Origin of the sequence: Streptomyces sp. NPDC086519 (genome assembly GCF_040686075.1) — a bacterium.
GTDB lineage: Bacteria > Actinomycetota > Actinomycetes > Streptomycetales > Streptomycetaceae > Streptomyces > Streptomyces shenzhenensis.
Genome location: NZ_JBFBJL010000001.1, coordinates 24312 through 48852, shown reverse-complemented (window position 1 = coordinate 48852; position 24541 = coordinate 24312). Strand labels below are relative to the sequence as shown.

20 protein-coding genes are annotated in these 24541 nt (G+C 73.8%); 10 read left to right on the top strand and 10 right to left on the bottom strand.

All coding sequences use genetic code 11. The features are described from left to right. Nucleotides 1-38: 38 nt before the first annotated feature. Complete coding sequence (locus AB0P24_RS00190; protein WP_365789426.1) at nt 39-806, bottom strand: glycerophosphodiester phosphodiesterase; 768 nt, start codon at nt 804-806, stop codon at nt 39-41. Beyond that, nucleotides 803-1456, bottom strand: coding sequence for a hypothetical protein (locus AB0P24_RS00185; RefSeq protein WP_365789424.1), 654 nt, complete (start codon nt 1454-1456; stop codon nt 803-805). Before AB0P24_RS00185 ends, AB0P24_RS00190 begins: the two co-directional genes overlap by 4 nt. Nucleotides 1457-1557: 101 nt before the next feature. Between AB0P24_RS00185 and AB0P24_RS00180 the strand changes: the two genes are divergently transcribed. Next, nucleotides 1558-3060 (top strand): PLP-dependent aminotransferase family protein, encoded by a 1503-nt coding sequence (locus AB0P24_RS00180; protein WP_365789422.1) that lies wholly within the window; start codon nt 1558-1560, stop codon nt 3058-3060. Between the two features lie 138 nt (nt 3061-3198). Here the strand turns inward: AB0P24_RS00180 and AB0P24_RS00175 are convergent, their stop codons facing one another. Together AB0P24_RS00175 and AB0P24_RS00170 are read right to left on the bottom strand one after the other, a co-directional pair. Further along, entirely contained in the window at nt 3199-4755 is a 1557-nt protein-coding gene (locus AB0P24_RS00175; protein WP_365789419.1) for a hypothetical protein, read from the bottom strand. 37 nt (nt 4756-4792) lie between these two features. Continuing rightward, entirely contained in the window at nt 4793-4987 is a 195-nt protein-coding gene (locus AB0P24_RS00170) for a hypothetical protein (protein ID WP_365789417.1), read from the bottom strand. Between the two features lie 340 nt (nt 4988-5327). On the opposite strand from AB0P24_RS00170, the gene AB0P24_RS00165 reads away from it, so the two are divergent. The 5 genes from AB0P24_RS00165 (at nt 5328) to AB0P24_RS00145 (ending at nt 10917) form a co-directional block, all read left to right on the top strand. Beyond that, nucleotides 5328-5720 carry an ankyrin repeat domain-containing protein gene (locus AB0P24_RS00165; RefSeq protein WP_365789415.1) on the top strand — a complete coding sequence of 131 codons (393 nt, stop codon included), beginning with the start codon at nt 5328-5330 and terminating at the stop codon, nt 5718-5720. A gap of 301 nt (nt 5721-6021) precedes the next feature. Beyond that, nucleotides 6022-7440, top strand: coding sequence for a HEAT repeat domain-containing protein (locus AB0P24_RS00160; protein ID WP_365789413.1), 1419 nt, complete (start codon nt 6022-6024; stop codon nt 7438-7440). Nucleotides 7441-7736: 296 nt separating this feature from the next. Further along, the gene (locus AB0P24_RS00155) at nt 7737-8867 is read left to right on the top strand and encodes a glycosyltransferase family 1 protein (RefSeq protein WP_365789411.1); all 1131 of its coding nucleotides are present in this window, start codon (nt 7737-7739) and stop codon (nt 8865-8867) included. Continuing rightward, nucleotides 8864-10069: a glycosyltransferase gene (locus AB0P24_RS00150; RefSeq protein WP_365789409.1), complete on the top strand. Its 1206-nt coding sequence runs from the start codon at nt 8864-8866 to the stop codon at nt 10067-10069. The genes AB0P24_RS00155 and AB0P24_RS00150 overlap by 4 nt, the downstream gene beginning before the upstream one ends. Next, entirely contained in the window at nt 10066-10917 is an 852-nt protein-coding gene (locus tag AB0P24_RS00145) for an SGNH/GDSL hydrolase family protein (protein WP_365789407.1), read from the top strand. The genes AB0P24_RS00150 and AB0P24_RS00145 overlap by 4 nt, the downstream gene beginning before the upstream one ends. A gap of 71 nt (nt 10918-10988) precedes the next feature. Here the strand turns inward: AB0P24_RS00145 and AB0P24_RS00140 are convergent, their stop codons facing one another. From AB0P24_RS00140 to AB0P24_RS00120, 5 genes are all read right to left on the bottom strand, one after another. Further along, entirely contained in the window at nt 10989-11858 is an 870-nt protein-coding gene (locus AB0P24_RS00140) for a biotin-dependent carboxyltransferase family protein (protein WP_365789405.1), read from the bottom strand. Further along, nucleotides 11855-12472 carry an allophanate hydrolase subunit 1 gene (locus AB0P24_RS00135; protein ID WP_365790134.1) on the bottom strand — a complete coding sequence of 206 codons (618 nt, stop codon included), beginning with the start codon at nt 12470-12472 and terminating at the stop codon, nt 11855-11857. Before AB0P24_RS00135 ends, AB0P24_RS00140 begins: the two co-directional genes overlap by 4 nt. A gap of 68 nt (nt 12473-12540) precedes the next feature. Then, entirely contained in the window at nt 12541-13299 is a 759-nt protein-coding gene (locus AB0P24_RS00130; RefSeq protein ID WP_365789403.1) for a 5-oxoprolinase subunit PxpA, read from the bottom strand. Between the two features lie 19 nt (nt 13300-13318). Beyond that, nucleotides 13319-14167: a putative hydro-lyase gene (locus AB0P24_RS00125; protein WP_365789401.1), complete on the bottom strand. Its 849-nt coding sequence runs from the start codon at nt 14165-14167 to the stop codon at nt 13319-13321. After that, nucleotides 14164-15483: an MFS transporter gene (locus AB0P24_RS00120; protein ID WP_365789399.1), complete on the bottom strand. Its 1320-nt coding sequence runs from the start codon at nt 15481-15483 to the stop codon at nt 14164-14166. The genes AB0P24_RS00125 and AB0P24_RS00120 overlap by 4 nt, the downstream gene beginning before the upstream one ends. 185 nt (nt 15484-15668) lie before the next feature. Between AB0P24_RS00120 and AB0P24_RS00115 the strand changes: the two genes are divergently transcribed. The 4 genes from AB0P24_RS00115 to AB0P24_RS00100 all read left to right on the top strand — a co-directional run bounded on the left by AB0P24_RS00115 (nt 15669) and on the right by AB0P24_RS00100 (nt 23690). Beyond that, nucleotides 15669-16364: a GntR family transcriptional regulator gene (locus AB0P24_RS00115; RefSeq protein WP_365789397.1), complete on the top strand. Its 696-nt coding sequence runs from the start codon at nt 15669-15671 to the stop codon at nt 16362-16364. A gap of 160 nt (nt 16365-16524) precedes the next feature. Continuing rightward, on the top strand, nt 16525-18054 hold the full coding sequence (locus tag AB0P24_RS00110; protein ID WP_365789395.1) for a hypothetical protein: 1530 nt from the start codon (nt 16525-16527) through the stop codon (nt 18052-18054). Between the two features lie 130 nt (nt 18055-18184). Next, complete coding sequence (locus tag AB0P24_RS00105) at nt 18185-19054, top strand: hypothetical protein (protein ID WP_365789393.1); 870 nt, start codon at nt 18185-18187, stop codon at nt 19052-19054. A 40-nt stretch (nt 19055-19094) separates the two neighbouring features. Then, nucleotides 19095-23690 (top strand): hypothetical protein, encoded by a 4596-nt coding sequence (locus tag AB0P24_RS00100; protein WP_365789391.1) that lies wholly within the window; start codon nt 19095-19097, stop codon nt 23688-23690. 32 nt (nt 23691-23722) lie between these two features. On the opposite strand, the gene AB0P24_RS00095 is transcribed toward AB0P24_RS00100, so the two are convergent. Further along, the gene (locus tag AB0P24_RS00095) at nt 23723-24205 is read right to left on the bottom strand and encodes a hypothetical protein (RefSeq protein WP_365789389.1); all 483 of its coding nucleotides are present in this window, start codon (nt 24203-24205) and stop codon (nt 23723-23725) included. Nucleotides 24206-24541 lie beyond the last annotated feature (336 nt).

The window sequence follows — 24541 nt, the reverse complement described above, 5'->3', positions numbered from 1 at the left end:
CGTGCCCTCGCCTCTCCCGCAGCGGTGCCGCCCGCGCCTCAGAACCAGACGCCGCGCTTCTGCATGACCTCGCGCAACGTGTCGATGTGATCGGTCATGATGCCATCGACACCCAGGTCCAGCAGACGGTGCATCCGCTCGGGCTCGTTGACGGTCCACACGTGGACGTGCAGCCCGCGCGCGTGGGCGGCGCGCACGAAGCGCCGGTCGACCACCGGGACCCCCGACTGGGACTCGGGCACCTGGGCCGCGACCGCCGACCGGCGCACCGCCGCGGGCAGTCCCCAGGAGCGCAGCCGCAGCCCGACCACGCCGCGGGTGCCGAACGAGGTGGCGAGGCGCGGCCCGGCCAGCCGCTGCGCCCGCAGCACCCGCGCCTCCGAGAACGACCCCACGCACACCCGGTCGTAGGAGTCCGTCCTCGCGATCAGATCGAGGAGCGGCCGCAGGGCCGGCTCCGCCTTGGCGTCCACGTTCCAGCGGACCTCCGGGAATTCCTCGAGCAGTTCCTCGAAGAGGGGGAGCGGCTCGCGGCCCGCCACGCGCGCGTGCCGTACGTCCTCCCACGGCAGGTCGGCGATCCGGCCGGCCCCGTCGGTGACCCGGTCGAGGGTGTCGTCGTGGAAGGCGACGAGCCTGCCGTCCGCCGTGGCGTGCACATCGGTCTCGATGTACCGGTAGCCGAGTTCGACCGCGCGCCGGAACTGCGTGACGGTGTTCTCCAGGCCGTCCGCGGCTCCGCCTCGATGGGCGAACGCGATGGGGCCGGGGTGGTCCAGGTACGGGTGGCGGGTCGGCGTGCTCACCGACGCAGTATCGCGTGCTCGGGTGACCCCGCGGCAACGACCGTGCTGCGGCCGGATGCCACCGGGACGGCGAACACCTTCAGGAACAGCTGTGCGAGCGGGCCGATGGACACGGCGTAGAGCAGGGTGCCGACGCCGACGGTCCCGCCGAGGGCGAAGCCGGTGACGACCACCGCGACCTCGATCGCCGTACGGATGAGCCGGATCGAACGGCCGGTACGCCGGTGCAGCCCCGTCATCAGACCGTCCCGGGGGCCGGGCCCGAAGCTCGCCGCGATGTACAGGCCGGTCGCCGCCCCGTTGAGCACGATGCCGGCCGCCATCAGCGGAATCCGCACGGCGAACGCATGCGCCTGGGGGACGACGGCGAGTGCGGCGTTCATGGCGAGGCCGATGACGAAGACGTTGGAGACCGTGCCGAGGCCCGGCCGCTGGCGCAGCGGGATCCACAGGAGCAGTACGGCCGCCCCCACGATGATCGACACCGTGCCGATGCCCAGCCCGGTGTGCTCGGCGAGCCCCTGGTGCAGCACGCCCCAGGGCTCCAGCCCCAGGCCCGCCTCGACGAGGAGCGCGGAACTCACGCCGTACAGCGTGAGCCCCGTATAGAGCTGGACCAACCGCCGCCCGAGACGGTCTTGTGCGGACAAGGGATACCCCCCTGGTGGTAAAGGTGGCCTGACCCGTGCCACTCTGTGGCTTGGAAGGAAATGGCATCCATGGCCAATTCGGGGAAGGTGGACTGATTCTCATGGCGCAGTGGACCTCGGCGGTGGGGCCCGCGCAGCTCGCCCGGCTGCTCAACTCGCAGCAGGACCGCCCGGCCGGCCCCGGCACCCGCCGTCCGCCCGCCTATCGCGCCCTCGCCGACGGCATCCGGCTGCTGGTCCTGGAGGGTCGTGTCCCGGTCGCCGCCCGGCTGCCGGCCGAACGTGAACTGGCCCTCGCGCTGTCCGTCAGCCGTACGACGGTGGCGGCGGCGTACGAGGCGCTGCGCGCGGAGGGCTTCCTGGAGTCCCGCCGGGGCGCGGGAAGCTGGACCGCGGTCCCGGCGGGCAACCCGCTCCCGGCGCGCGGCCTGGAACCCCTGCCTCCCGAGGCGCTCGGCTCGGTGATCGACCTGGGCTGCGCCGCGCTGCCGGCCCCCGAGCCGTGGCTGACCCGTGCCGTCCAGGGTGCCCTGGAGGAACTCCCGCCGTACGCCCACACCCACGGCGACTATCCGGCCGGGCTCCCCGTCCTCCGCTCGATGATCGCCGAGCGCTACACGGCGCGCGGGATTCCCACCATGCCCGAGCAGATCATGGTTACGACCGGTGCGATGGGCGCCATCGACGCGATCTGTCATCTCTTCGGCGGCCGCGGCGAGCGCATCGCCGTCGAGTCGCCGTCGTACGCCAACATCCTCCAGCTGATGCGGGAGGCGGGCGCCCGCCTGGTGCCGGTGGCGATGGCCGAGGGGCTGGGCGGCTGGGACCTGGACCGCTGGCGCCAGGTCTTGCGGGAGGCGGCGCCCCGGATCGCCTATGTCGTCGCCGACTTCCACAACCCCACCGGGGCCCTCGCCGACGACGACCAGCGGCGCCGGCTGGTGGACGCGGCCCGCTCGGCGGGCACGGTGCTGGTCGCCGACGAGACGATGAGCGAGCTGTGGCTGGACGACGACGTGGAGATGCCCCGCCCGGTCTGCGGCTTCGACCCGGCGGGCTCCACCGTCATCACCGTCGGCTCGGCCAGCAAGGCGTTCTGGGCGGGCATGCGGATCGGCTGGGTACGGGCGGCTCCCGACGTGATCCGCAGTCTGGTCGCCGCGCGGGCCTACGCCGACCTGGGCACGCCCGTGCTGGAGCAGCTCGCGGTGAACTGGCTGTTCAGCACGGGGGGCTGGGCGCAGGCTGTCGAACTGCGCCGGACCCAGGCCCGCGAGAACCGGGACGCCCTGGTGAGCGCGGTACGCCGGGAGCTGCCGAGCTGGGAGTTCGAGGTGCCGAAGGGCGGCCTGACGCTCTGGGTCCGGGCCGGGGGCCTGTCCGGCTCGCGGCTGGCGGAGGCGGGGGAGCGGGTGGGGGTACGCGTGCCGTCGGGACCGCGCTTCGGGGTGGACGGGGCCTTCGAGGGCTATGTGCGCCTTCCGTTCACCGTGGGGGGAGCGGTGGCCGAGGAGGCGGCGACGCGCTTGGCCGCAGCGGCGCGGATGGTGGAGTCGGGGGTGAGCGGGGGGAGCGCGGAGGCACCGCGGACGTTTGTGGCGTAGCGGGGCGTGGTGCTTCCGCTGCCGTGTCCTGCGCGGCTGCGGGCAGGCGTGCCGCAGGGCTGCACGGGCGGGCACTGGGGGTACCCCCTCCGGGGGTAGGCACCCCGCAAGCGCCGGTGAGCGCCGCCACGCCTCACCTCAGCCCTCAGCGACCGCAGCCTCCAAAGGCGCCGCCTGCTCCACCACCTCACTCCGCGGCGGCAGCAAGGCCAGCACCGCCTCCCGGTCCACCTCGCTCGTCGCGTCGTCGTACGGATCCGGAGTCGCCGGCACCTGAAGTCGCAGGACCGGCCCGTGCCCCAGCCGCGCATAGCCCCGCCCCGGCGGCACCTGGGCCAGCGGTGTCGTGTGCGGCGGAGCTCCCAGCGCCGCCGTCAGCTCGTCCGGCAGCGCCGGTCCCAGCACGACACGCGCGCGCGTGTGCTGCCGTACCGCCTCGCTCAACGCGTCCGCGCTGTCGAGCTGTTCGGCGACCACCACGGTGACGTTCGCCGCGCGGCCGTGCCGGAGGGGGACCTGGAGGAGGGCCTGGGGGTCCTGGTGGCCGTTCGTCGAGGCCAGGTGGACGAAGGCGCTCGGGCGGTCGAGGAGGATCCACAGGGGCCGCCGGCAGTCGTCCGGCGGCGGGTGGCCCGCCTGGCGCGCGCGGTTGAGCGCGATGAGCCGCCGCTCCGTCTCGTTCGCGGCCCACTCCAGGCTGGCCAGCGCCCCGGCGAGAGCGCACTCCACGGCGAGGACCCCGTCCCGGCCGGCGAGGCACAGGTACTCGCCGGTGCCGCCGCCCTCGACGACGAGGACGTCGCCGTGCTGGAGGGCCTGTAGGGCGATGGAGCGCACCAGGGTCGAGACGCCGCTGCCGGGGCGGCCCAGCACCAGCAGGTGCGGCTCGGTGGAACGGGCGCCGGTGCGCCAGACGACCGGCGGCACGTCACGCTGCTCGTCTCCGTAGGCGAGCGGGAGCGTGCGCTGGACCTCGCTGGGGTCGGTGAACCCGAGGACGGTCTCGCCCGGCGCGGTGACGAAGCGCTGGGCGGCGATGTCGGTGGGCAGCGGGGCGAGGACGGTCACCGTGAGCCGGTTGCCCTCCTCGTCCCACGCGAAGTGGTACTCGCGGCCGCGCCCGGACTTCGCGGTGAGCAGGTGCTCGATCCGCGCGCGGGCCTCGGGCTCGCCGTCCGGGAAGTACGGGGGATAGCGGAGCAGGAGCTGGCCGAGGCGGCCCGCGTCGTCGAACTCGTGGGAGAGGAAGGCCTTCTCCCACTCCCCGCCGTGTGCGTACAGCGGCGCCGGGTCCTCGGCGGCCGAGAAGTACGGCACCAGGGCCTCGTACAGGGACTGGAGCCGCTGGGTCTGCGACTCGTCGGGGCCCGTGGGCGGGGGCGGGTTGCGGTCTCGGCCCTGCCAGGCGCTCGCCGCCATCAGGGTGATGACGGCGAGCAGTGGTCCGTAGGGCACCAGCGCCACGACCAGGACGACCGAGGCCGCCAGGAACAGCAGTGGCCCACGCCTGTCCTTCGGGGTCTGCGCCCACCTGCGCCGCCCGGCCGAGGCCAGCCTGCTCAGCCCGCGGGTCACGGTGATGAGCGGGTGGAGGACGTCGGTGGCGCTGTCGGCGGCCGTCCGGGCCAGCTCCCGGCTCCGGACGAGCTGCGCGCTGCCGTTGCTCAGAATGCGGGGAAGAGAGCGCCGGGCCACTGCTGTCTCCTCATGGTGCGTACGGGCGGGAGCGGGGTCAGAACTTGATGCCGCCGAGCAGGCTCGCCAGGCTCTCGCCGCCTGCCTTGATGCTCGGCGCGATGGCCGTGCTGGCGAGATAGAAGCCGAAGAGTGCCGAGGCCGTGGCGTGCGACGGCTTCAGCCCGTCCTTGCGGAAGAAGAGGAAGACGATGATGCCGAGCACGATGACGCCTGAGATGGAGAGGATCATTTGAGATCTCCTGGTGTCGAAGGGGACAGTCACCATGAGTTCTTCCAGGATCACAGAAGGTATCCATACGATTAAAGGTGCAATCGGGTGAAATGGTAGGAATTTCACCCGATTGGCGGATTCGCCCTTGAATCGTGATGACCGGGTCGGTCGTCTTCCGGTGCGGGAATGCGATCGTTCGGCGTGGCTGTGGTGATCTTTACCTCGGGCGGAACCGGTCATGTTCACCCTGTGCCAGTACGCTGGCGATTCACCCGTACGGCCCCACGGTCCGCCCGTTGCCGTACGCTCCCTCAGTCCACGCAAGTCCCCGCAGCGCACAGGAGAGGCGGTCCGGCCGATGAGCGAAGCCCCCGACCCCGAGGTCGTGGAGCTGGCGACCAAGATCTTCGATCTGGCCCGGCAGGGGCGGACCGAAGCGCTCGTGGCGTACCTCGACGCGGGCGTTCCGGCCAACCTCACCAACGACCGCGGCGACTCCCTCGTGATGCTCGCCGCCTATCACGGCCACGCCGGGGCGGTGCGCGAGCTGCTCACCCGGGGCGCCGAGGCGAACCGGGTCAACGACCGAGGCCAGACCCCACTCGCCGGAGCGGTCTTCAAGGGCGAGACGGAAGTGGTCGAGGTGCTGGTGGAGGCCGGCGCGGACCCGGCGGCGGGCACTCCGTCGGCCGTCGACACCGCACGCATGTTCGGCAAGGCGGAGGTTCTGGAACTGTTCGGCACCTCCTGACCCATCTGCTCTGACCAGCTAAAACACACAAAACGGGGGAGGCGGTACAGGGCCGCCGAAATTTCGGTCGCGGCAGGTCGAAGTGCCGAGTCATCATGACGTCGTGATTCACGGACGCGATGGCTGGGCAGGTGTTGCCGCACCGCGCGGGCCGTGATGCGGCCCGCATGGGCCACTGACGAGAGGCAGAGAGAAATGGTCTACAGCAAGCAAGAGACGGCGGGCGCTCCGACGTTGTGTCACGCGGCCAGGTAATGCGTGTTCTCCGGTTGCGTCGACGCTTGATGTGAGGCTGTTTCCCATGTTCGATCCGGTCATAGCGCCCAGCGGTACGCTGCTCGGCCTGCTTCAGCGGGGCCGCGGCGACGGCACGCTGCACGCGCTCACAGCCCCGCGCGCCGAAGCGCTCGCGGCGCTGAACCACTGTGTGCTCCGCGACCCCCGCCACGACTGGCAGGTGGAGAACCGCTCCCTGTACTACGCCCGGCTCTACCTCGACCTGCACGGCGAGCTGGACGCCATCGAGGCGCACCTCTTCGACGCCGAGGACATCCTTGACACCGAGGAGTCCCGCACCGGCCTCGCGCTGGCCGTGCTCGGGCACCTCGCGTCCTACGGCAGGCAGGACGCGCTCGAACTGCTGCGCAGGTACGCCGCCACCGGCTCGAACTGGGCCTGGGCCCTGGACGAACTGGCGCTGCGCGACGACGACGAAGGTCTGCGCGCCCTCGCCGCACCGGTGCTCGCGCGCTTCACCACGGACGCGGAGGGCGAGGCCGAGCTGGCCGCCGCCGTACGGGACGCGTTCGAGCCACGGCCCTGGCGGCTGTGGGCCGAGGATCCCCGCGAACCGATCGCCACGCGCGTGCGTGCCGCGCAGGAGACCGGCTGTTTCGACCGCTGGCAGCGCCAGATGCGACCTGCCGGGCCCCGCCCGGGGTGGAGCGTGCGGGCCGTCTTCGAGTGGGCCCAGCAGGGCGTCGAGCGGGGCGCGGCCCTCCATGTGCCGGCCGCCCGTTGTCTGGTCGCCGTCGCCGGACCCGAGGACCGGCCGGAGATTCTCCAGGCCGCCAAGGACGGCACCGACGGAGCCCGCTGCACCGCGCTGCGCTACCTAGCCGACAGCAACGACCCCGACGCGCTGAACCTGATCGAGGTCGCGGTGGCCGAGGGCACGGCCACCGTCGTGGAGGCCGCCGTCGACGCCTTCGAACGGATGCGCAGTATCGCCGCCGTCGAGCGCGCCCGCGGCTGGGCCCGGCGGCCCGACGCCCTCGGCGCCGCCGCCGGCCGGATGCTGGCCTGCCGGGGCGGGACCCAGGACAGCGAACTGGTCCTCGCCGCGCTGCGGGAAGCCGTCCGCGGCGAAGGCCCCGACGCGCCGACCCTGTGGACCCTCGTCGACGGCACCGGACGCCTCGGCATCGTCTGTGCCGCGCCCGTCCTGCGCCACGTCTACCGCGAGACCGCCTCGTCCCACCTGCGCGGCCGCGCCGCCCGCGCGCTGGCTGCCACCGACCCCTCCTTCGCCACCGGCTTCGCCGTCGAATGCCTGTGGGACTGCGAGGAGACCACCCGTGAACTCGCCGCCCGGCATGCCGAGACCGCTGACGCCCGGGTCGTCCAACAGCTCCGCCGGCTCGCCGCCGACCCCGCCGAGGAGGCGGAGGTGCAGACGGCCGTACGCAGCCGCATCGGACCGGACACGGCCGCCATGTGACATGCCACTGCGGCGGACCACCCCTCCCCAACGGGAACCACCTGAGCCGCGGGAACCACCGAGCCGCGGGAACCACCGAGCCGCGGGAACCACCGAGCCGCGGGAACCCCGGGGATCCCGCACACGTTCCCTGCGCGGACGACTGCCCGCCGGGTGAACAACCGGTGACCGGCAGGCCGGCCGGGCATGGCCGCCGGCTGGCCCGCTCGGGTGTGCGAGGCAACGCTCATGGGACGTTTAACAGCCGGAAAGATCCACTTTGACGCGGCCACGTCCAGCGCGGCGACAACACCGGTATGCGTGTCGTCATCGTGACCGAATCCTTTCCCCCCGATGTGAACGGCGTGGCCCACTGCGCGCTCCAGACCGCCCGACACCTCGTCGATCGCGGTCACGCTCCCCTCGTCGTCGCTCCGGCCCCCGCCCCCGGCAACAGGCTCGCCGCGGCCGCCGCGCCCTGCCCTGTCGTCCACGTCCCCTCCCTTCCGCTCCCGGGCTATCCCCAGGTCCGGGTGGCCCTCCCCAGCCGCAAGCTCGCCGCCGCACTGATCGAGCACCGACCCGACGTGGTGCACCTGGCCAGCCCCTTCATCCTCGGCGTCCGCGGCATGGCCGCCGCCGCCCGGCTCGGCATCCCGGCCGTCGCCGTCTACCAGACCGACCTGGCCGGATACGCCCGGACCTACGTCGGTGCCGGCGAGGCGGCCGCCTGGCGGCGGATCCGGTCCGTCCACGGCGCGGCCGACCGCACCCTCGCTCCGTCCACCGCCTCGATCAGCGACCTGGAGGCGCACGGCGTCCCCCGGATCCAGCTGTGGCAGCGCGGAGTGGACACCGTCCGCTTCCGTCCCGAGTTCCGCGACCAGGCGCTGCGCCGCGAGATCGCCCCGAACGGCGAGGTGATCGTCGGCTACGTCGGCCGTCTCGCCCCCGAGAAGCAGGTGGAACTCCTCGCCGGGGTCTGCGGCCTGGAGGGCGTGAAGGTGGTGATCGTGGGTGACGGGCCCGCTCAGGCCCACCTCACCGAGGCGCTGCCCGGCGCGGTCTTCCTCGGCCGCCGCACCGGCGACGACCTCGCCCGGATCTTCGCCTCCTTCGACGTCTTCGCCCACACCGGCCCCTTCGAGACGTTCTGCCAGACCGTCCAGGAGGCCATGGCCAGCGGTGTCCCGGTCGTCGCGCCCGCCGTCGGCGGCCCGATCGACCTGGTCGACCACGGCCGCACCGGGTTCCTGGTCCCGCCGCGCGACGCCGGTGCCGTACGGGCGGCCGTGGCCTCCCTCGTCGCCGACGCCGGGATGCGGGCCGCGTTCGGCCTGGCCGCGCGGACCACGGTCGAGGGCCGCACCTGGGCCGCGGTCGGCGACCAGCTGATCGGCCACTACGAGGACGTGCTCGCGGCACGCCGGCCGGTGGTGGCGGCATGAGCGCCACCTCGTCGGGACCGCTGCGCATCGTCCGGCTGGCCAACTTCGTCGCCCCCGCCTCCGGCGGCCTGCGCACCGCGCTGCGCGAGCTCGGCAAGGGCTTCGTGGCGGCAGGCCACGACTCGGTCCTGATCGTGCCGGGCGAGCGCTACTCGGACCGGTACGAGGAGCAGGGCCGGGTCATCACGCTGCCCGGCCCGCTGCTGCCCGGCACCGGCGGTTACCGCGTCCTCGTCGACAAGAAACGGGTCCAGAGCCTCCTGGAGCACCTCGCCCCGGACCGCCTGGAGGTGTCCGACCGCACCACCCTGCGCTGGACCGGCCGCTGGGCCCGGCGCGCCCGGGTCCCCGCCGTGATGGTCTCCCACGAGACGGCCGACGGAGTCCTGCGCACCTGGGGCATGTCCGAGAACATGTCCCGGCGCACCGCCGACGCCCTCAACATCCGTACGGCGCACTCGTACGCGCGCGTGGTGTGCACCACCGAGTTCGCCGAGCGCGAGTTCATCCGCATCGGCGCGCGCAACGTCGTACGCGCCCCGCTGGGCGTCGACCTGGTGGGCCGCCACCCCGCGCTGCGCGACCTCGACCTGCGGGCCCGGTACGCGCGCGAGGACGAGGTACTGCTCGTCATGTGCTCCCGGCTGTCCGTGGAGAAACGGCCCGGCACCGCCGTCGACGCCCTGGAGGCGCTGGTCCGGCGCGGCCGCCGGGTGATCCTGGTCGTCGCCGGGGACGGGCCGCTGCGGGAGCGTCTGGAACAGCGGGTGCGGGAGCGCAGGCTGCCGGTGACCTTCCTGGGGCATGTCGCCGACCGGGACAGCCTGGGCGCGCTGCAGGCGTCCGCGGACGTCGCGCTGGCCCCCGGACCCGCGGAGACCTTCGGGCTCGCCGCCCTGGAGGCCATGGCCTGCGGGACACCCGTGGTCGCCAGCGCCTCCTCCGCGCTGCCCGAGGTGATCGGATCCGCGGGGGCCACCGCGGCCGACCGCGGCGAGGCGTTCGCCGACGCCGTGGAGACGCTCCTTGAGCGGCCCGCCGCCGAGCGCCGGGAAACGGCACGCGCGCGTGCGGAGTGCTTCGGCTGGGGAACGGCCGTGGAGGCGTTCCTGGCCGCGCACGAGGCGCCGGTGCTGTGCCGCCGTGACGAGAACGGAACGACGGCACCGGTCCGTCGTGTCGTGCCGGAGGGCGTGGCATGAGAGCCGTTCGCTTCGTGGCGCTCGGGGACTCGCTGACCGAGGGCGTGGGCGACCCCGCCGGCGACGGGTGGCGCGGCTGGGCCGCGCTGCTGGCCGGCGGACTCGCCGTGCAGGACGTGGAGTTCACCAACCTCGCGGTCAGCGGCGCGCAGACCCGGGACGTGCTGGAACGCCAGACCCCGGTCGCGCTGGAACTGCGTCCCGACATCGTCGCCGTCGTCATCGGCGTCAACGACACCCTGCGCTGCACCTTCGACATCCACGCGGTGGCCGAACGGCTCGACAAGGTCTACGCCGCCCTGACCGCGCAGGGCGCGACCCTGCTCACGGCGTGCCTGCCCGACCCCGGTTCGATGTGGGGCCTCCCCGGCGCCCTGTCCCGCCCGCTGGCCCGCCGGGGGCGCGCGGTCAACATGGTGGTGCACGCCCTGTCCGAACGGTACGGGGCGGTCCATCTGCACGCGGCGGAGGGCGCCTGGCTCACCGACCGCGCCATGTGGAGCGCGGACCGGCTGCACCCGGGAGAGCGCGGACACCGGCAGCTCGCCGTCCGCTTCCACGCCCTGCTCGCCCCGCTGGGCATGGCTCCGGGGACGGCGCCGTCCCCGGAGCCCGAGTTCCCGCCGCCGACGACGAAGGCGAGTCTCCTGTGGCTGGCCACGGCCGGCACCGCCTGGGTGATCAGGCGCTGCCGGGACCTGCTGCCCCAGCTGCTGCGGCTGGCCGTCGACGAGATGCGGCACCGCCGCAGGGGCACCAGCGCCCGTCTGGACCTGAGCGCGTCGGCCGCGGTCTCCGCCGCGCTGGCCGCTCTCCAGCCCCCGGAGCGGCCCGCCGACGCCGCGTGAGGAGGCCGCCGCGGCGGTTCGGCGGCGGTGTACGGCGCTTCCTGGGCAGGGGTAGCGCAGGTGCAGGCAGCTCAGCGACGGCGTACGCCCACGAAGCGGACCGGGATGCCCGGGACGGCCTGGGCCGCCGCCGGGAGGTCGGCGGCGCGGACCACCGCGATCACCGGATAGCCGCCGGTGGTCGGATGGTCGGCCAGGAACACCACCGGACGGCCGTCCGGCGGTACCTGGACGGCGCCGAGGACCATGCCCTCGCTGAGGAGTTCACCGGGACGGGCCCGCTCCAGGGCGGGGCCATCCGTGCGCAGCCCGATGCGGTTGCTCGCCGACGACACGCGGTACGCGCGCGAGGTGAACGCCCGGACGGCCGCCGGTGTGAACCAGTCGGCCCGTGGGCCGAGCGTCACCCGCAGCACCAGTTCCGCCGGCGGAGACGGCTGCGGTACGACGTCCGCGCGCGCGTGCGGGCCCACCGGTGTGCCGAGCGGCAGCACCGCGCCGTCCGCCAGCGGAGCGGGACCGAGCCCGGAGAGCAGATCCGTGGCCCGGCTGCCCAGCACCGGCTCCACGGCGATCCCGCCCGAGACGGCCACATAGCTCCGTACGCCGGAGCGGGCCGTTCCCACGTCCAGCAGTTCCCCGGCCGGAACCACGACGGGCGCGCCCCAGGCCGCCGGACGCCCGCCCACGGTGACCGGGCACGGCGCACCGCCGACCGCCACCACGACGGTCGAACGCGGCCGCACGGCACACCCGTTGAGCGTCGTCTCCAGAACGGCCGCCCCCGGTGCGTTGCCGACCAGCCGGTTGACCAGCGCCGCGGCGGGCGCGTCCAGCGCCCCGGAGCGCGGCACCCCCAGATGCGCGTACCCGGGCCGGCCCCGGTCCTGCACGGTGGTCAGCGCACCGGCCCGTACGACGACGAGCGCGCGGTCGGTCATACGTCCCCCACCGGCACGAACCGCACGTGCGTCCCGGGCGCCAGCAGGGCGGCCGGCACGCGCGCGTGGTCCCACAGCACCGCGTCCGTCGTCCCGATCAGCTGCCAGCCGCCCGGCGAGGACCGCGGGTACACACCGGTGTACGGCCCGGCCAGCGCCACCGCGCCCGCGGGTACCGCGGTCCGCGGAGTCGCACGGCGCGGCACCTCGTAGCGGGCCGGGAGCCCGGTGAGGTAGCCGAAGCCGGGCACGAAGCCGCAGAAGGCGACCGTGAACTCGGTCGCCGCGTGAATCCGGGCCACCTCCCGCTCGGCCACCCGCCAGTGGGCGGCGACCTCGGCGAGATCCGGGCCGTCGTAGCGCACGGGCAGGTCGATCACGGCACGCGCGCGTGGGGGAGCGGGAGGGAGCACGGTGGCAGCCAGTTCGGTGGCCCGGCGAGCCGGGTCGTCGAGGCCGTCCAGCAGGACCGTGCGGGCGGCGGGCACGATCTCGCGCACCGTCAGCGCGCCCTCCGTGCGACGGCGCAGCAACTCGGCGTGCAGGGCCTGCGCCTCCGCGCCGGAGCCGACCTCGATGAGCAGGGCGTCGTCGCCGACCGGGTGGATCGTCATGGGCGTGGCCGACTGCGGGCTCGTGTTCACGTTCACGTTCACGTTGGTGCTGGTGCTGGTGCTGGTGTTCATGCGAAGGCCGCCACGGTCACGCCCGCCGCGGCGAGCCGCGCACGTACCCTGCGCGCCAGTTCCACGGCGCCCGGGGTGTCGCCGTGCAGACAGAGCGAGCGGGCGCGTACGACGACGCGCGTGCCGGAGTGCGAGGTGACCGCGCCGGAGCTCGCCAGTTCCACCGAGCGCTCCACCACCGCCTCCGGGTCGCTCACCACCGCGCCCTCGCGCCCGCGCGGGACCAGCGTGCCCTCGTCGGTGTAGGCGCGGTCCGCGAAGGCCTCCGTGACGGCCCGCAACCCCGCCTTCTCCGCCAGCGCGAGCAGCCGGGAACCGGGAAGCCCCAGAACAGGCAGCGAGGCGTCCGCGAGGAGCACGCCGTCGACCACCGCGGCGGCCTGCTCCTCGTCGTGCACGACCCGGTTGTAGAGCGCGCCGTGCGGCTTCACGTACGCCACACGCGCGCCGGCGGCACGGGCGAAGACCTCGAGGGCGCCGATCTGGTAGGCCACCTCGGCCGTCAGCTCGGCGGGCGGCACGTCCATCGCGCGCCGCCCGAACCCCGCCAGGTCCCGGTAGGACACCTGGGCGCCGATCGTCACCCCGCGCTCGGCTGCCAGCTCGCACACCCGCCGCATGGTGGCCGCGTCCCCCGCGTGGAAGCCGCAGGCCACATTGGCGCTGGTCACGACGGAGAGCAACTGTTCGTCGTCGGTGAGCCGCCAGCGGCCGAAGCCCTCGCCGAGGTCGGCGTTCAGGTCGATCGAGGTCATGGATGCGCTGTCTCTCCTGTCAGGCCACGCGGTACTGCTCGTCGCGGGCGTCGCTGATGAACATCTGGCCCGGCGCGTGCGTGATGGCGAACGGCGGCCGGGAGGCCGTCACCGCCGCCTGCGGGGTCACCCCGCACGCCCAGAACACCGGGATGTCGTCCGGGTCCGCGTCCACCGGGTCGCCGAAGTCGGGCCGGCTCAGGTCGTCGATGCCGAGCGCCGAGGGATCGCCGCAGTGCACGGGGCCGCCGTGCACCGCCGGGAGCAGACTGCTCTCCCGGATCGCGGTCGACAGATGCCGCGGCGGCACCGGGCGCATGGACACCACCATCGGCCCCCGCAGGCGTCCCGCCGGACGGCACTGCCTGCTGGTCACGTACATGGGCACGTTCCGGCCCTGCTCGACATGGCGGATCGGCACCCCGGCCCCGGCCAGCGCCCACTCGAACGTGAAACTGCACCCGAGCAGGAACGACACCAGATCGTCCCGCCAGTAGGCGCGCACGTCGGTCGGCTCGTCCACCAGTTGCCCGTCCCGCCACACCCGGTAGCGCGGCAGGTCGGTACGGAGGTCCGCGCCCTCCGCGAGTTCCGTGCCGGTCGCGCCGGCGTCGGTGACGTCGAGCACCGGGCAGGCCTTCGGATTGCGCTGGCAGAACAGCAGCATGTCGTACGCCCAGTCGGCGGGCACCGAGATCAGGTTGGCCTGCGTGTGACCGGCCGCGACCCCGGCCGTGGGGCCCGCGAGGCCCTCCCGGAAGCGGGCCCGGGCACTTCTCGGGCTCCACGCGTGCGCGTGCTCGTCGACGAGGGTGACGGGAAGGTCGTGCGCGGCCACGGTGAGCGGGTGATCTTCCGTACGGTTCACGCCAGTTCCTTCCCGCGCGTCTCCGGCAGTCCGAACAGGGCCAGGGCCGCCAGTGCGTAGCCCGCCGCGCCGAAGACCAGCGCGCCGCCCACGCCCCAGCTGTCGGCCAGGAAGCCCACCAGGGTCGGGAAGACCGCGCCCACCGCGCGGCCCGCGTTGTACGTGAAGCCCTGCCCGGTGCCGCGCACCGCCGTCGGGTACAGCTCGCTCAGGTACGAACCGAAGCCGCTGAAGATGGCCGACATGCAGAAGCCGAGCGGGAAACCGAGCACCAGGAGCAGCGTGTCGGCGCCGCCGGGGATGTTCGCGTACGCCAGCACGCAGACCGCCGACAGCACCGCGAACAGCCAGATGTTGCGGCGTCGGCCCAGCCGGTCGGTGAGGTGGCCGCCGGTCAGATAGCCGAGGAAGGCTCCCGAGATGAGGAAGGTCAGATAGCCGCCGGTGCCCACCACCGACAGCCCGCGCTCGGTCTTGAGGTAGGTCGGGATCCAGGTCGCCAGCGTGTAGTAGCCGCCCTGGACACCCGTGGACAGCAGGCCCGCGAAGACCGTGGTGCGCAGCAGCCCGGGCGCCTCGGCCGTGCCCGGCCGGAAGATGGCGACGAACGAGCCGCGCCGCGGGCTCTGTTCGCGTGCCGCGACCGCCTGCGGGGCGTCGTGCACCCGGCGGCGCAGCCACACCACGAGGAGCGCGGGCAGCGCGCCGGTCCAGAACATCACCCGCCAGGCCAGGTCGTCGCCGGCGAACGAGAAGACCAGCGTGTACACGATCGCGGCGAGAGCCCAGCCGACGGCCCAGGAACTCTGGACCGCGCCCAGTGTGCGGCCCCGGTGGCGGGCGCTCGCGTACTCGGCGACCAGGATCGCACCGACCGCCCACTCGCCGCCGAAACCGAGGCCCTGCAGAGCACGGAAGACGAGCAGCGTCTCGTAATTGGGAGCGAAGCCGCAGGCGACCGTGAAGACCGCGTAGGTCACCACGGTGATCATCAGCGCGCGGACCCGGCCGACCCGGTCCGCGAACACGCCCGCCGCGGCGCCGCCCACGGCGGAGACCACCAGGGTGACGGTGGTGAACAGGCCGGTCTGACCGCTGTTCAGACCGAAGTACGCCGCGAGCGCGACCATGCTCAGCGGCAGGGTGAAGTAGTCGTAGGAATCCAGGGCGTATCCCCCGAAAGCACCGGCGAACGCGCGTCGGCCTTGCGGGCCGAGGGCGCGCAGCCAGCCGAACGCGCCGTCCTCGGCGGTGCGTTCACCCCTGCCCGGGCGGGCGTCGGAGGTGAGGGCCTGCGGTGGAGGAGTCGTGCTCATGGGCACCTCGCAGTTGAGGGACGAAGGGTGCGGGGACTGAGCAGTGCGGGCCGTGCGAAGGGTCGTACCGGGTGGCTCACCGAGGGGTGTCCCGCGGTGAGCATGATGAGCACCGTAGGGGATCGTTCAACGATCCTTCAATACCCGCGTTGTTTCGTTCCCGTGTCTGCGGTTGAATTCCGGGCATGGCAGAGCAGCTGACGGGACTGGCCGACGACCGCGCCCTCCTCGGGCGGACGAGCACCGCCGAACGGGTCTCCGACATCCTCAGAAGCCGTATCGCCGAGGGCTATTTCCCGCCAGGCACCCGCCTGTCCGAGGACGGCATCGGCGGCGCGCTCGGCGTCTCCCGCAACACCCTGCGCGAGGCGTTCCGGCTGCTCACCCACGAGCGCCTGCTGGTCCACGAACTCAACCGGGGGGTCTTCGTCCGGGTCCTGACCGTCGAGGACGTCGAGGACATCTACCGCACCCGCGCCCTCGTCGAGTGCGCCGTCGTACGCGGCCTCGGTGAGCCGCCGTACGCCCTGGAGGCCCTGTCCGCGGCGGTCGCCGAGGGGCAGTCGGCGGCCACCGCGGATGACTGGAAAGCAGTGGGTACGGCCAACATCCACTTCCACCGGGAACTGGTCACCCTGGCCGGCAGCGAACGCACCGACGAACTGATGCGCAGCGTCTTCGCGGAACTCCGCCTCGCCTTCCACGTGGTCGACGACCCGAACGCCCTGCACGGGCCGTACCTGGCTCGCAACCGGGAGATCCTGGAGTCGCTGCGGCGCGGCGACAGGCGCGAGGCCGAGCGCCTGCTGGAGACGTACCTCACAGACTCCTTGGAACGGGTGGTGGAGGTGTACCGGCGCCGGGTGGACAGCACCCCGTAGGGGCGCGGGGCTGTGGTGAATCTGCGGCCACCGCCGCGTGGGCGCGACCGGCCCGCCCCGGCCCGCACCCGAACTGCGACGCGCGGGAGCCTCGGCCCCTCCGGCGGAGCCACCCGCGTCATTTGGGCCGATGTCAGACCCAGGACCTAGTCTGTGCACCGTGACTTCGCCTGCATCGACGGACAGCGTTCCGCCCCAGCTCAGCGCGGGGCCGCGCCCGGCCCCGGGCCCGGCCGCCGACGAGGGGCTGGCGCGGCGGCTGCGGGCGCTCGCCTGCACGGCACCGCTGCACGACCTCGACGCGCGCAAGGCGAACCTGGCCGGCGAGTACTCGGTGTACGGCATGGCCGAGGTGGCCCTCTCCGCCATCGACCTGGTCACCCTGAACATGGACTTCGACACCGGGGCCGACCACGAGCAGATCGTCGCCCGGCTGATCCCGCGCATCTCCGCCCAGACCCCGCACCGCCCCGTCGCCGAGCACGAGCGCGTGGCCCGCTGGGTCCTGGAGAACCTGATCAACGTCGGCAGCGTCGACCGCGGCTTCCGCGCGGTGTACGGCACCTTCGCGCCGGACGGGTCCTACGTCCGCCGGGACTACGACTTCAAACTCATCGAGGAGGTGCCGGGCCCCGGCGGCACGGTGTACCTCCGCACCACCGACGAGGCGGTCAACGTCCTCGTCGGCGCCCTTGACACGGACGTCACCAGCGCCCAGATCGCCGCCGAGGTCAAGCTGGAGGTGCTGATCAACCGCGGCCGGCTCGCCGACGCCCAGCTCGCCGCGGAGCAGGCCCGCTACCGGACCGTGCAGTACTCGGAGAGCCTGCGCCGGGCCCTGGAGGCCACCCGGCGCAATGTCCGCGCGGTGGACTGGCTCAACGCCGTCCCCGACATGATCGCCGAGGCCCTGGACCACGTCGCCGACCGGTACCGGCACGAGAACGCGATCCTCACCAACATCCGCAAGGCCCGCGACGAGACCGAGGAGCCGGAGAACAAGCGGCGCGCCGCCGAGCTCGTCGACATCGTCAAGGACTGCATCCGCCGGCACACCCAGTTGCAGTCGCGGCTGCTGGAGGCCGGGCCGCTGTTCCGCGCGGAGCAGGACCGGCAGGCGTTCGCGACGCCCATGACGACGTCGGGGACAGACCTGTACGGGCACCTCCTGGCGCCGCTGCTGCCGTTGCCGCTGGAGCAGGCGAGCCGGGTGACGGGGGCGTTCTTCGCGCACGGGACCGGGCTGCGGACGCCGGTGTCGGTGCGGATGGGCGACCTCGTCGACATACTGCTGACGCCGCCGGCCGAGCGGGAGCACCTGGGTGCGGAGATGCCGGAGCCGGACCTCGTCGCCACACCGGACGACAGCCGGTTCAGCGAGGAGCAGCTGGCCGACGCCATGCGGTTGCTCGATCTTCCGGCCGACGCGCCGCGTCGGTTGTCGGGGTTGCTGGCCGAGGCGCGGCGGGTGGGGGGCGAGGATCTGGCCTACCTGGTCGCCTTGCTGGCCGTGCACGCCGCCAGCCCGCCCGTGGGCACCGCCTACCGGCAGGGTGAGGAGAAGCTGCTGTTCGCGGTGGACGACGGTACGGAGTTGGACGACCCGGGCTTCGGGGGTGCCGATCTGATCGTCGGGACGGCTCTGCTGGATGCGGTGGGGATGGCTGCGGACCGGACCGAGGCCGCGTGATGTCGTGTGCCGGGTGCGGGCCGGCGGGGGCTGGTCGCGCCCACGCGGCGGTAGCCGCAGATTCACCACAGCCCCGCGCCCCTGAGGGAGTCGCCCACCCCCCTGTTCTCAAGATGAGGGAGTTGTCGTTGTGAGCGAGTACGTCGAGGCTGAGGCGTCTGCCGGGACGGCTCACGCTGCCGTCACGCCCGCCGATGCCGCCGACGCGGCTCGGCTCGTCGCCTTCGGGCTGCAGCCCAAGGTGCAGCCCGCGCGTGATCAGGAGTACACCGAGCTGCTGCGGCGGTACCGGGAGGACCCCCCGTTCGCGCGGCTCGCCGATGCCGTCGCCGCCGGACTGGGGCTGGTGGTGCTGGAGGTGTCGCCCCGCGCGGGGATGGCCGTGACCGCCGCCGAGGACTCGGTGTTCGCCGTTCGCATGGGCGACTACGCGCGTCGTACGTCGGCGGACGGCAGCGACCGGTTCCTGCACGGGCTCGCCCATCTCGCCGTCGCCGCGCTGGCGTTCCCGCGCCCCGAGGACCTCGCCGACGACGGCTACGTCGGGCGGATCACGGTCAACGGCGTCGACGCCTTCGTCCGACAGGCCTGCCGGAGGCTGGAGGAGCGGGCCGAGGAGGCGGGGGAGAACACCGACCCGGCCACCGACGCGCCCGGTCTGGAGGCCGCCTGGCGGATCTGGGCCAGACGCAGCGCGACCGGCGCCACCAAGGACGCCCGCCGGCTGGCCGGTTCCACCACCGGCATCATCGGCAAGGCGGTCGCCTTCCTCACCGACTCCGGGTTCCTCCAGCGCACCGGCGACGACCAGGGCGGTACGTACCGCACGACGGCCCGCTACCAGCTCCAGGTCCGGGACATGGCCGGCAGCGCCGCCATGGCCGAACTGCTGGAACTCGGCGTCGTCCCCGTCACCGACGGCACGGCCAGCCTGCTGCCCGCCACCGACACCGAGGACCTGGACCTGGTCGCCGACGCCGGCCTGCCGTTCCACTCCTGAGCCGTCACCACCCTTTTCCCACGTCTTACGAGAGTCCGCCATGTACGAGCTGTCCCGGGTCCGCCTCTACTCCATCGGGCCCGCCGGTGCGCGCTACGCCGACACGGTGCTGGACCTGCGGGGTGTCGGCGAGCCCGTGCCCGACCCCGCCCCCACCCAGGCGGAGTTCTTCGAAGAGGAGCCGGTCGGCCCGCCGCGCCGGCCCGCGCCGGCCGGCGTGCTCTTCCTGGAGAACGGCGGCGGCAAGTCGGTGCTGCTCAAACTGATCTTCTCGGTGATGCTGCCCGGGCACAGGAACACCCTCGGTGGGGCGAGCTCGGGTGTGCTGCGGAAGTTCCTGCTCGCCGACGACTGCGGGCATGTCGCCCTGGAGTGGCAGCACACGCTCACCGGCGAGTGCGTGGTCGTCGGCAAGGTGAGCGAGTGGCGGGGCCGGCAGGTCTCCAACGACCCGCGGAAGTTCGCCGAGGCCTGGTACTCGTTCCGGCCGGGCCCGGGGCTGTCGCTGGACAACCTGCCGGTCGCCGAGTCCACCGCCGTACGGCCCCCCGTGGAGGGCGCCTCCGGGGCACAGGGGCGGCGGCGGACCATGAAGGGCTTCCGGGACGCCATCACCGAGGCCGGCAAGGCGTACCCGCATCTGGAGGTGCACTGGGAGGAGATCCACGACCGCTGGATCGAGCACCTCGGCGACCTGGGCCTCGACCCGGAACTCTTCCGCTACCAGCGCGAGATGAACGCGGACGAGGGCGAGGCCGCCGGCCTGTTCGCGGTGAAGAAGGACTCCGACTTCACCGACCTGCTGCTGCGGGCCGTGACCGACACCCGGGACACCGACGGACTCGCCGACCTGGTCGGCGGCTTCGGCAACAAGCTGGGGCGGCGCGCCGAGCTGATCGCCGAACGCGACTTCACCGCCGGGTCGGTGGACCTGCTCGGCCGGATCGTGGAGGCCGCGGAGACACGGGCACGGGCACGTGAGATCCACACGGGCGCCGAGCGCCGCACCCGGACGCTGGCGCGGCGGTTGTCCGCGCGGGGCGTGCGGGAGCGGATCCGCGCCGCCGACCTCGCCGAGCAGGTCACGGCCGCCGCCTCCGCCGTCACGCACTCCGAGGGCGCCCGCGAGCGCAGCGCGCTGATCGCCGCCGAACTCGCCTACCGGCACGCCTCCCTGGCGCTGGCCGCCGGCGAGAAGTCCGCCGCCGCGCAGAAGCGCGAGCTGGCCGACGCGCGGACCCTGCACTCCGCCTGGCAGGCCGCCGAGGCCGTGCTGCGCCACCGTGCCGCCGCCGACCGCGTCGCGCGCGTGGCCGCCGCCATCCAGGAGGCCGAGCGGGACGCGGCCCCCGCCCTCGCCGCCCGTGCCAGAGCCGCCGTCGAGCTCGTACGGGCGCTGCACGCGGCCGCCGAGCGCGCCGAGCACCTCGCCAACGAGGAGGAGGAGCGGTCCGCCGCGCTCCAGGAGGTCAGCGACACCGCGTACCGGGACTCGACCTCGGCCGCCACCGAGGCACAGCGCGCCCGCAGCGAGGCCGGGCACCTGCGCCAGCGGCTCGGCGAGGTCGAGCAGGAGACCGCGGAGGCGGTCCGCGCGGGCTGGCTCGACGACAGCGCCCCGGACGCCGACCCGGCCAGGGCGGCCCTCGCGGCGAGCGACGCCGAGAAGACGGCCGTGGCCGCCTGGGACACCGCCCGTGAGGCCTCCCGCCGGGCGGCCGAGCATGCGCGTGAGGCCGCCTCCGCCGAGTCCCGCGCCGAACTCACCGCGGCCCGCGCCGCGGACGCGGCGACTGCGGCCGAGCGGACGTACGACGCCGAGAAGCGGCTCGCCGAAGCCCTGGCGGCCGAAGAGCGGCTCACCGAGCTGCTGGGCCTCACCGCCTCCCGTACGACCGTTCCGCGGCCCCGCCGCGAGGGCGGCGACGACACACTCACCCCTGAGGAACTCGACCGGTTCGCCGACGAGTTGCGGGAGCTGCTCGACGACGCCGTCCAATCCGCCGAGCGGCAGCTGTTCGAGCTGCGGACCGCCGCCGCCGACGACTCCCGGATCCTCGGCGCCCTGGGCGACGGCGGGCTGCTGCCGCCCGGCCCCGACGTCCTCGCCACCGTCGAGTTCCTCGGCGAGCACGGCATCCCGGCACTGCCCGGCTGGCGCTACCTCGCCCAGGCCGTCGACCCCGCCGACCACGCGCGCGTGCTCGCCGCCCGCCCCGAACTCGTCGACGGTGTCATCATCACCGACCCCGACACGCACGCCCGCGCCCGCGAGGCACTCGGTGAGGCGGCCCTGCTGCCGCGCTCCGCCGTGGCCGTCGGCACCGCCGCCGCCCTGCTCGCGCCGCCCCCGGCCGCCGACGCCACCCCGGGCGACGTCTTCCTCGTACCGCCGAACCCGGCCATGCACGACGAGCACGCCGCCGACGAGGAGCGGCAGGCCCTGCGCGCGCGGGCCGCCGAGCGGGACGAGGAGATCCGCACCCTCGCCGCCCGGCTCGGCAAGGATCGCGAGCTGGCCGCCCGGCTCGCCTCCTGGCGTACCGGCTGCCCGGCCGGGCGGCTCGTGGAGCTGGCGCGGGAGGCCCGGGACGCACGGGGGTTCGCCGAGGAGTCCGAGGCCGAACTCGCCGAGGCGCGGACGGTGCGGGCGGAGGCCGAGGAGGCCGCCGCCGAGTCCGCGCAGGTGCGCGACGAACGACAGGAGAAGGCCCAGAAGGCCCGGCGCGCCGCCGACGCCCTCGCCGGCCTCGCGTTCCGGCTGCGAGAGCGAGCCGGCTGGCAGGTCAGTCTGCGCGAACTCGCCGACGAGGCAACCGAGTCGGAGGCCCGCGCCCAGTCCTGCCTGGAGCGCGCCCGCGCCGCCGACGAGGACCGGCGCGGCGCCCAGCGCGCCGCCGACGACGCCCGCCGCACCGCCCGCGCGCTGCGTGCCGAGCGCTCCGAGATCGCCGGCGCCCCCGACGACGTGCCCGAGACCGACGAGGACGCCCTCAAGTCCTCGCTGCCCGCCCTGCGCGAGGCCTACCGGGCCGCCTCGCAGGTGTACGAGAAGGTCGGCGTCGGCGCCGACCTGCGTGCCGAGCAGGCCCGCTCGGAGAGCGACGAGAGCGCCGCGCTCGCGGAACTGGAGCGGCTCAGCAACAAGGTCCGCACCCGCGCGGAGCAGCTGCTCCAGTCGCCCGACGGCTCCGACGGGCCGTCCCGGCAGGCCGCCGCCGCCCGCGCGGAGGAACTGGTGCAGCTCCTGGAGACCCGCATGTCCACCGCGAGCGAGCAGCTCGGGCGGCTCCGCGGCGAGGCAGAGCGGCACGCCCCCGAGGACGGCGAGGCGCACACCGAACTGCCCGAGGAGCTTCAGCCGCGCGACGCCGAGCACGCACAGGCGCTGCTGCGCACGGCGACGGCCGAACTGGCCGCACGCACCGAGGCGTTGGCCCAGGCCCGGGCGGCGCACGCCGAGCTGCTGGACGCGCACCGCGCCGCCGAGGACGCGGCGGGCGGCTTCGAGGAGATCGCCGCCATGCTCCGCGACCTGCTGCGCGAGCACACCGCCGACGAGGAGCAGGAAGAGCCCGAGCCGTACCCGGGCGGCCTGGAGGAGGCCCGGCACTCCGCCGCCGAGGCCCGCAGGTCACTGCGCGGCTGCGCCGGTGACCTGTCCACCGCCGAGGCCACCGTCCGCGAGGCGAGCGATGTCCTGGTACGGCACGCCAACGCCACGCGGTACGAGGCGGTGCGGACCCCCGCGCGTCAGCAGATCCGGGAACTGCCCGCCTCCGCGCTGCCCGAGCACGCCCAGAAGTGGGCTGACGCCTTCGCGCCCCGGCTGCGGGTGCTGACCGACGAACTGGCCCAGCTGGAACGGAACCGGGACTCGATCGTCGACCGGCTGCGGGGGCTCGTCGAGTCCGCGCTCGCGACCCTGCGCTCGGCGCAGCGGCTCTCCCGGCTGCCCGAGGGGCTCGGCGAGTGGTCCGGGCAGGAGTTCCTCCGCATCCGCTTCGAGGAGCCCGACCAGGCCACCCTCACCGAGCGGCTCGGCGAGGTCGTCGACGAGGCGACCCGGGCCGCCGTGAAGAAGAACTCCGATCTGCGGCGGGACGGCATGTCCCTGCTGCTGAGGGGAGTCGCGGCCGCGCTTCAGCCGAAGGGTGTCGCCGTCGAGATCCTCAAGCCGGACGCGGTACTGCGCGCCGAGCGGGTGCCGGTGGGACAGATGGGGGACGTGTTCTCCGGCGGGCAGCTGCTCACCGCGGCCATCGCCCTGTACTGCACGATGGCCGCACTGCGGTCCAACGACCGGGGCCGGGACAAGCACCGGCACGCGGGGACGCTGTTCCTCGACAACCCCATCGGGCGCGCCAACGCGACGTACCTGCTGGAGCTTCAGCGGGCCGTGTCGGACGCGCTGGGCGTGCAACTGCTGTACACGACCGGGTTGTTCGACACGACAGCGCTGGCCGAGTTCCCGCTGGTCATCCGGCTGCGCAACGACGCGGACCTGCGGGCCGGCCTGAAGTACATCAGCGTGGAGGAGCATCTCCGGCCGGGGCTGCCGCAGCAGCCGCGAGCGGGAGAGGCCGTGCACAGCGAGATCACCGCCACCCGGATGTTCAAGAAGCCGTCCGTCTGACGGGCCCGTCCCCGCCGGCTGCGGCGGTGGTCTCAGGGGTGCGTCAGCTGCCCGGCCTGGCCGCCCCGCCGCCGTATCCGCTCCTGCTCGCGCTCGGCGGCCCGCTCCTGCCGCCGGGCCGCGCGCCGCTCGCGGCGGAGCGTGCGGGCCGTGCTGCTCGGCTCCGAGAGCACGCCGTTGCGCTGGTTCCACACCTGGCGTGTCACCAGGACGTCGACCGCGCTCCAGGTGGCCACCACCGTGCTCGCCACGCTGCTGATCACCATCGGGAACGCCAGCCAGGACTGCGCCATCGTGCAGAAGAACGCCACCATGGCCAGCGTCAGCGTGACAGCGATGATGATCACCGCCCGCACCGCCGCCGTCCGCACCGGATCCGGCATCCGGTACCGCTTGGCAGGCTCCTCGACCCACAACGGCCGGTACTGAGGCTGCCGTTGCCGCGCCGCCGAGCGCGCCGCCGTACCACCGTCCCCACCGTCCTCGGGCGCCAGGCGCCGCTCAGCCGTCCCCATCAACGTGTCACTCCCCACCGCCGGCAAGCCCTCGCACCGGTGTCCGATGACCCCGGCTCCCCAGTGGCTGCCCGGCTTGCGCTGTTTTACGCCGCCCGGACGCGAGATGCGCCTGCTGCGGCCGAATCCGCACCCACCACCCGTCTACAAGGACGAACGAACTCGCCCGATGATTCCCAACCGGGGAAAAATTCCGGCCAACTGATCCTTCGTGCCGCTCCCGCCTCCCTCGCGTGAAGTCGCCGCGATCGTGGTGGCAATCTCCCGCAATGCCCGGACAACTCATCCTGTCGCCGCCATGTCCGGGCCCCTGGGCGGAAGTTCACCGTCCGGACA

What these genes read in the sequence shown, in the direction of transcription:
- AB0P24_RS00180 (WP_365789422.1), top strand. Translation starts at nt 1,558, where the DNA reads ATGGCGCAGTGGACCTCGGCGGTGGGGCCCGCGCAGCTCGCCCGGCTG.
- AB0P24_RS00170 (WP_365789417.1), bottom strand. Translation starts at nt 4,987, where the DNA reads ATGATCCTCTCCATCTCAGGCGTCATCGTGCTCGGCATCATCGTCTTC.
- AB0P24_RS00165 (WP_365789415.1), top strand. Translation starts at nt 5,328, where the DNA reads ATGAGCGAAGCCCCCGACCCCGAGGTCGTGGAGCTGGCGACCAAGATC.
- AB0P24_RS00160 (WP_365789413.1), top strand. Translation starts at nt 6,022, where the DNA reads ATGTTCGATCCGGTCATAGCGCCCAGCGGTACGCTGCTCGGCCTGCTT.
- AB0P24_RS00155 (WP_365789411.1), top strand. Translation starts at nt 7,737, where the DNA reads ATGCGTGTCGTCATCGTGACCGAATCCTTTCCCCCCGATGTGAACGGC.
- AB0P24_RS00150 (WP_365789409.1), top strand. Translation starts at nt 8,864, where the DNA reads ATGAGCGCCACCTCGTCGGGACCGCTGCGCATCGTCCGGCTGGCCAAC.
- AB0P24_RS00145 (WP_365789407.1), top strand. Translation starts at nt 10,066, where the DNA reads ATGAGAGCCGTTCGCTTCGTGGCGCTCGGGGACTCGCTGACCGAGGGC.
- AB0P24_RS00140 (WP_365789405.1), bottom strand. Translation starts at nt 11,858, where the DNA reads ATGACCGACCGCGCGCTCGTCGTCGTACGGGCCGGTGCGCTGACCACC.
- AB0P24_RS00135 (WP_365790134.1), bottom strand. Translation starts at nt 12,472, where the DNA reads ATGACGATCCACCCGGTCGGCGACGACGCCCTGCTCATCGAGGTCGGC.
- AB0P24_RS00130 (WP_365789403.1), bottom strand. Translation starts at nt 13,299, where the DNA reads ATGACCTCGATCGACCTGAACGCCGACCTCGGCGAGGGCTTCGGCCGC.
- AB0P24_RS00120 (WP_365789399.1), bottom strand. Translation starts at nt 15,483, where the DNA reads ATGAGCACGACTCCTCCACCGCAGGCCCTCACCTCCGACGCCCGCCCG.
- AB0P24_RS00115 (WP_365789397.1), top strand. Translation starts at nt 15,669, where the DNA reads ATGGCAGAGCAGCTGACGGGACTGGCCGACGACCGCGCCCTCCTCGGG.
- AB0P24_RS00100 (WP_365789391.1), top strand. Translation starts at nt 19,095, where the DNA reads ATGTACGAGCTGTCCCGGGTCCGCCTCTACTCCATCGGGCCCGCCGGT.
- AB0P24_RS00095 (WP_365789389.1), bottom strand. Translation starts at nt 24,205, where the DNA reads ATGGGGACGGCTGAGCGGCGCCTGGCGCCCGAGGACGGTGGGGACGGT.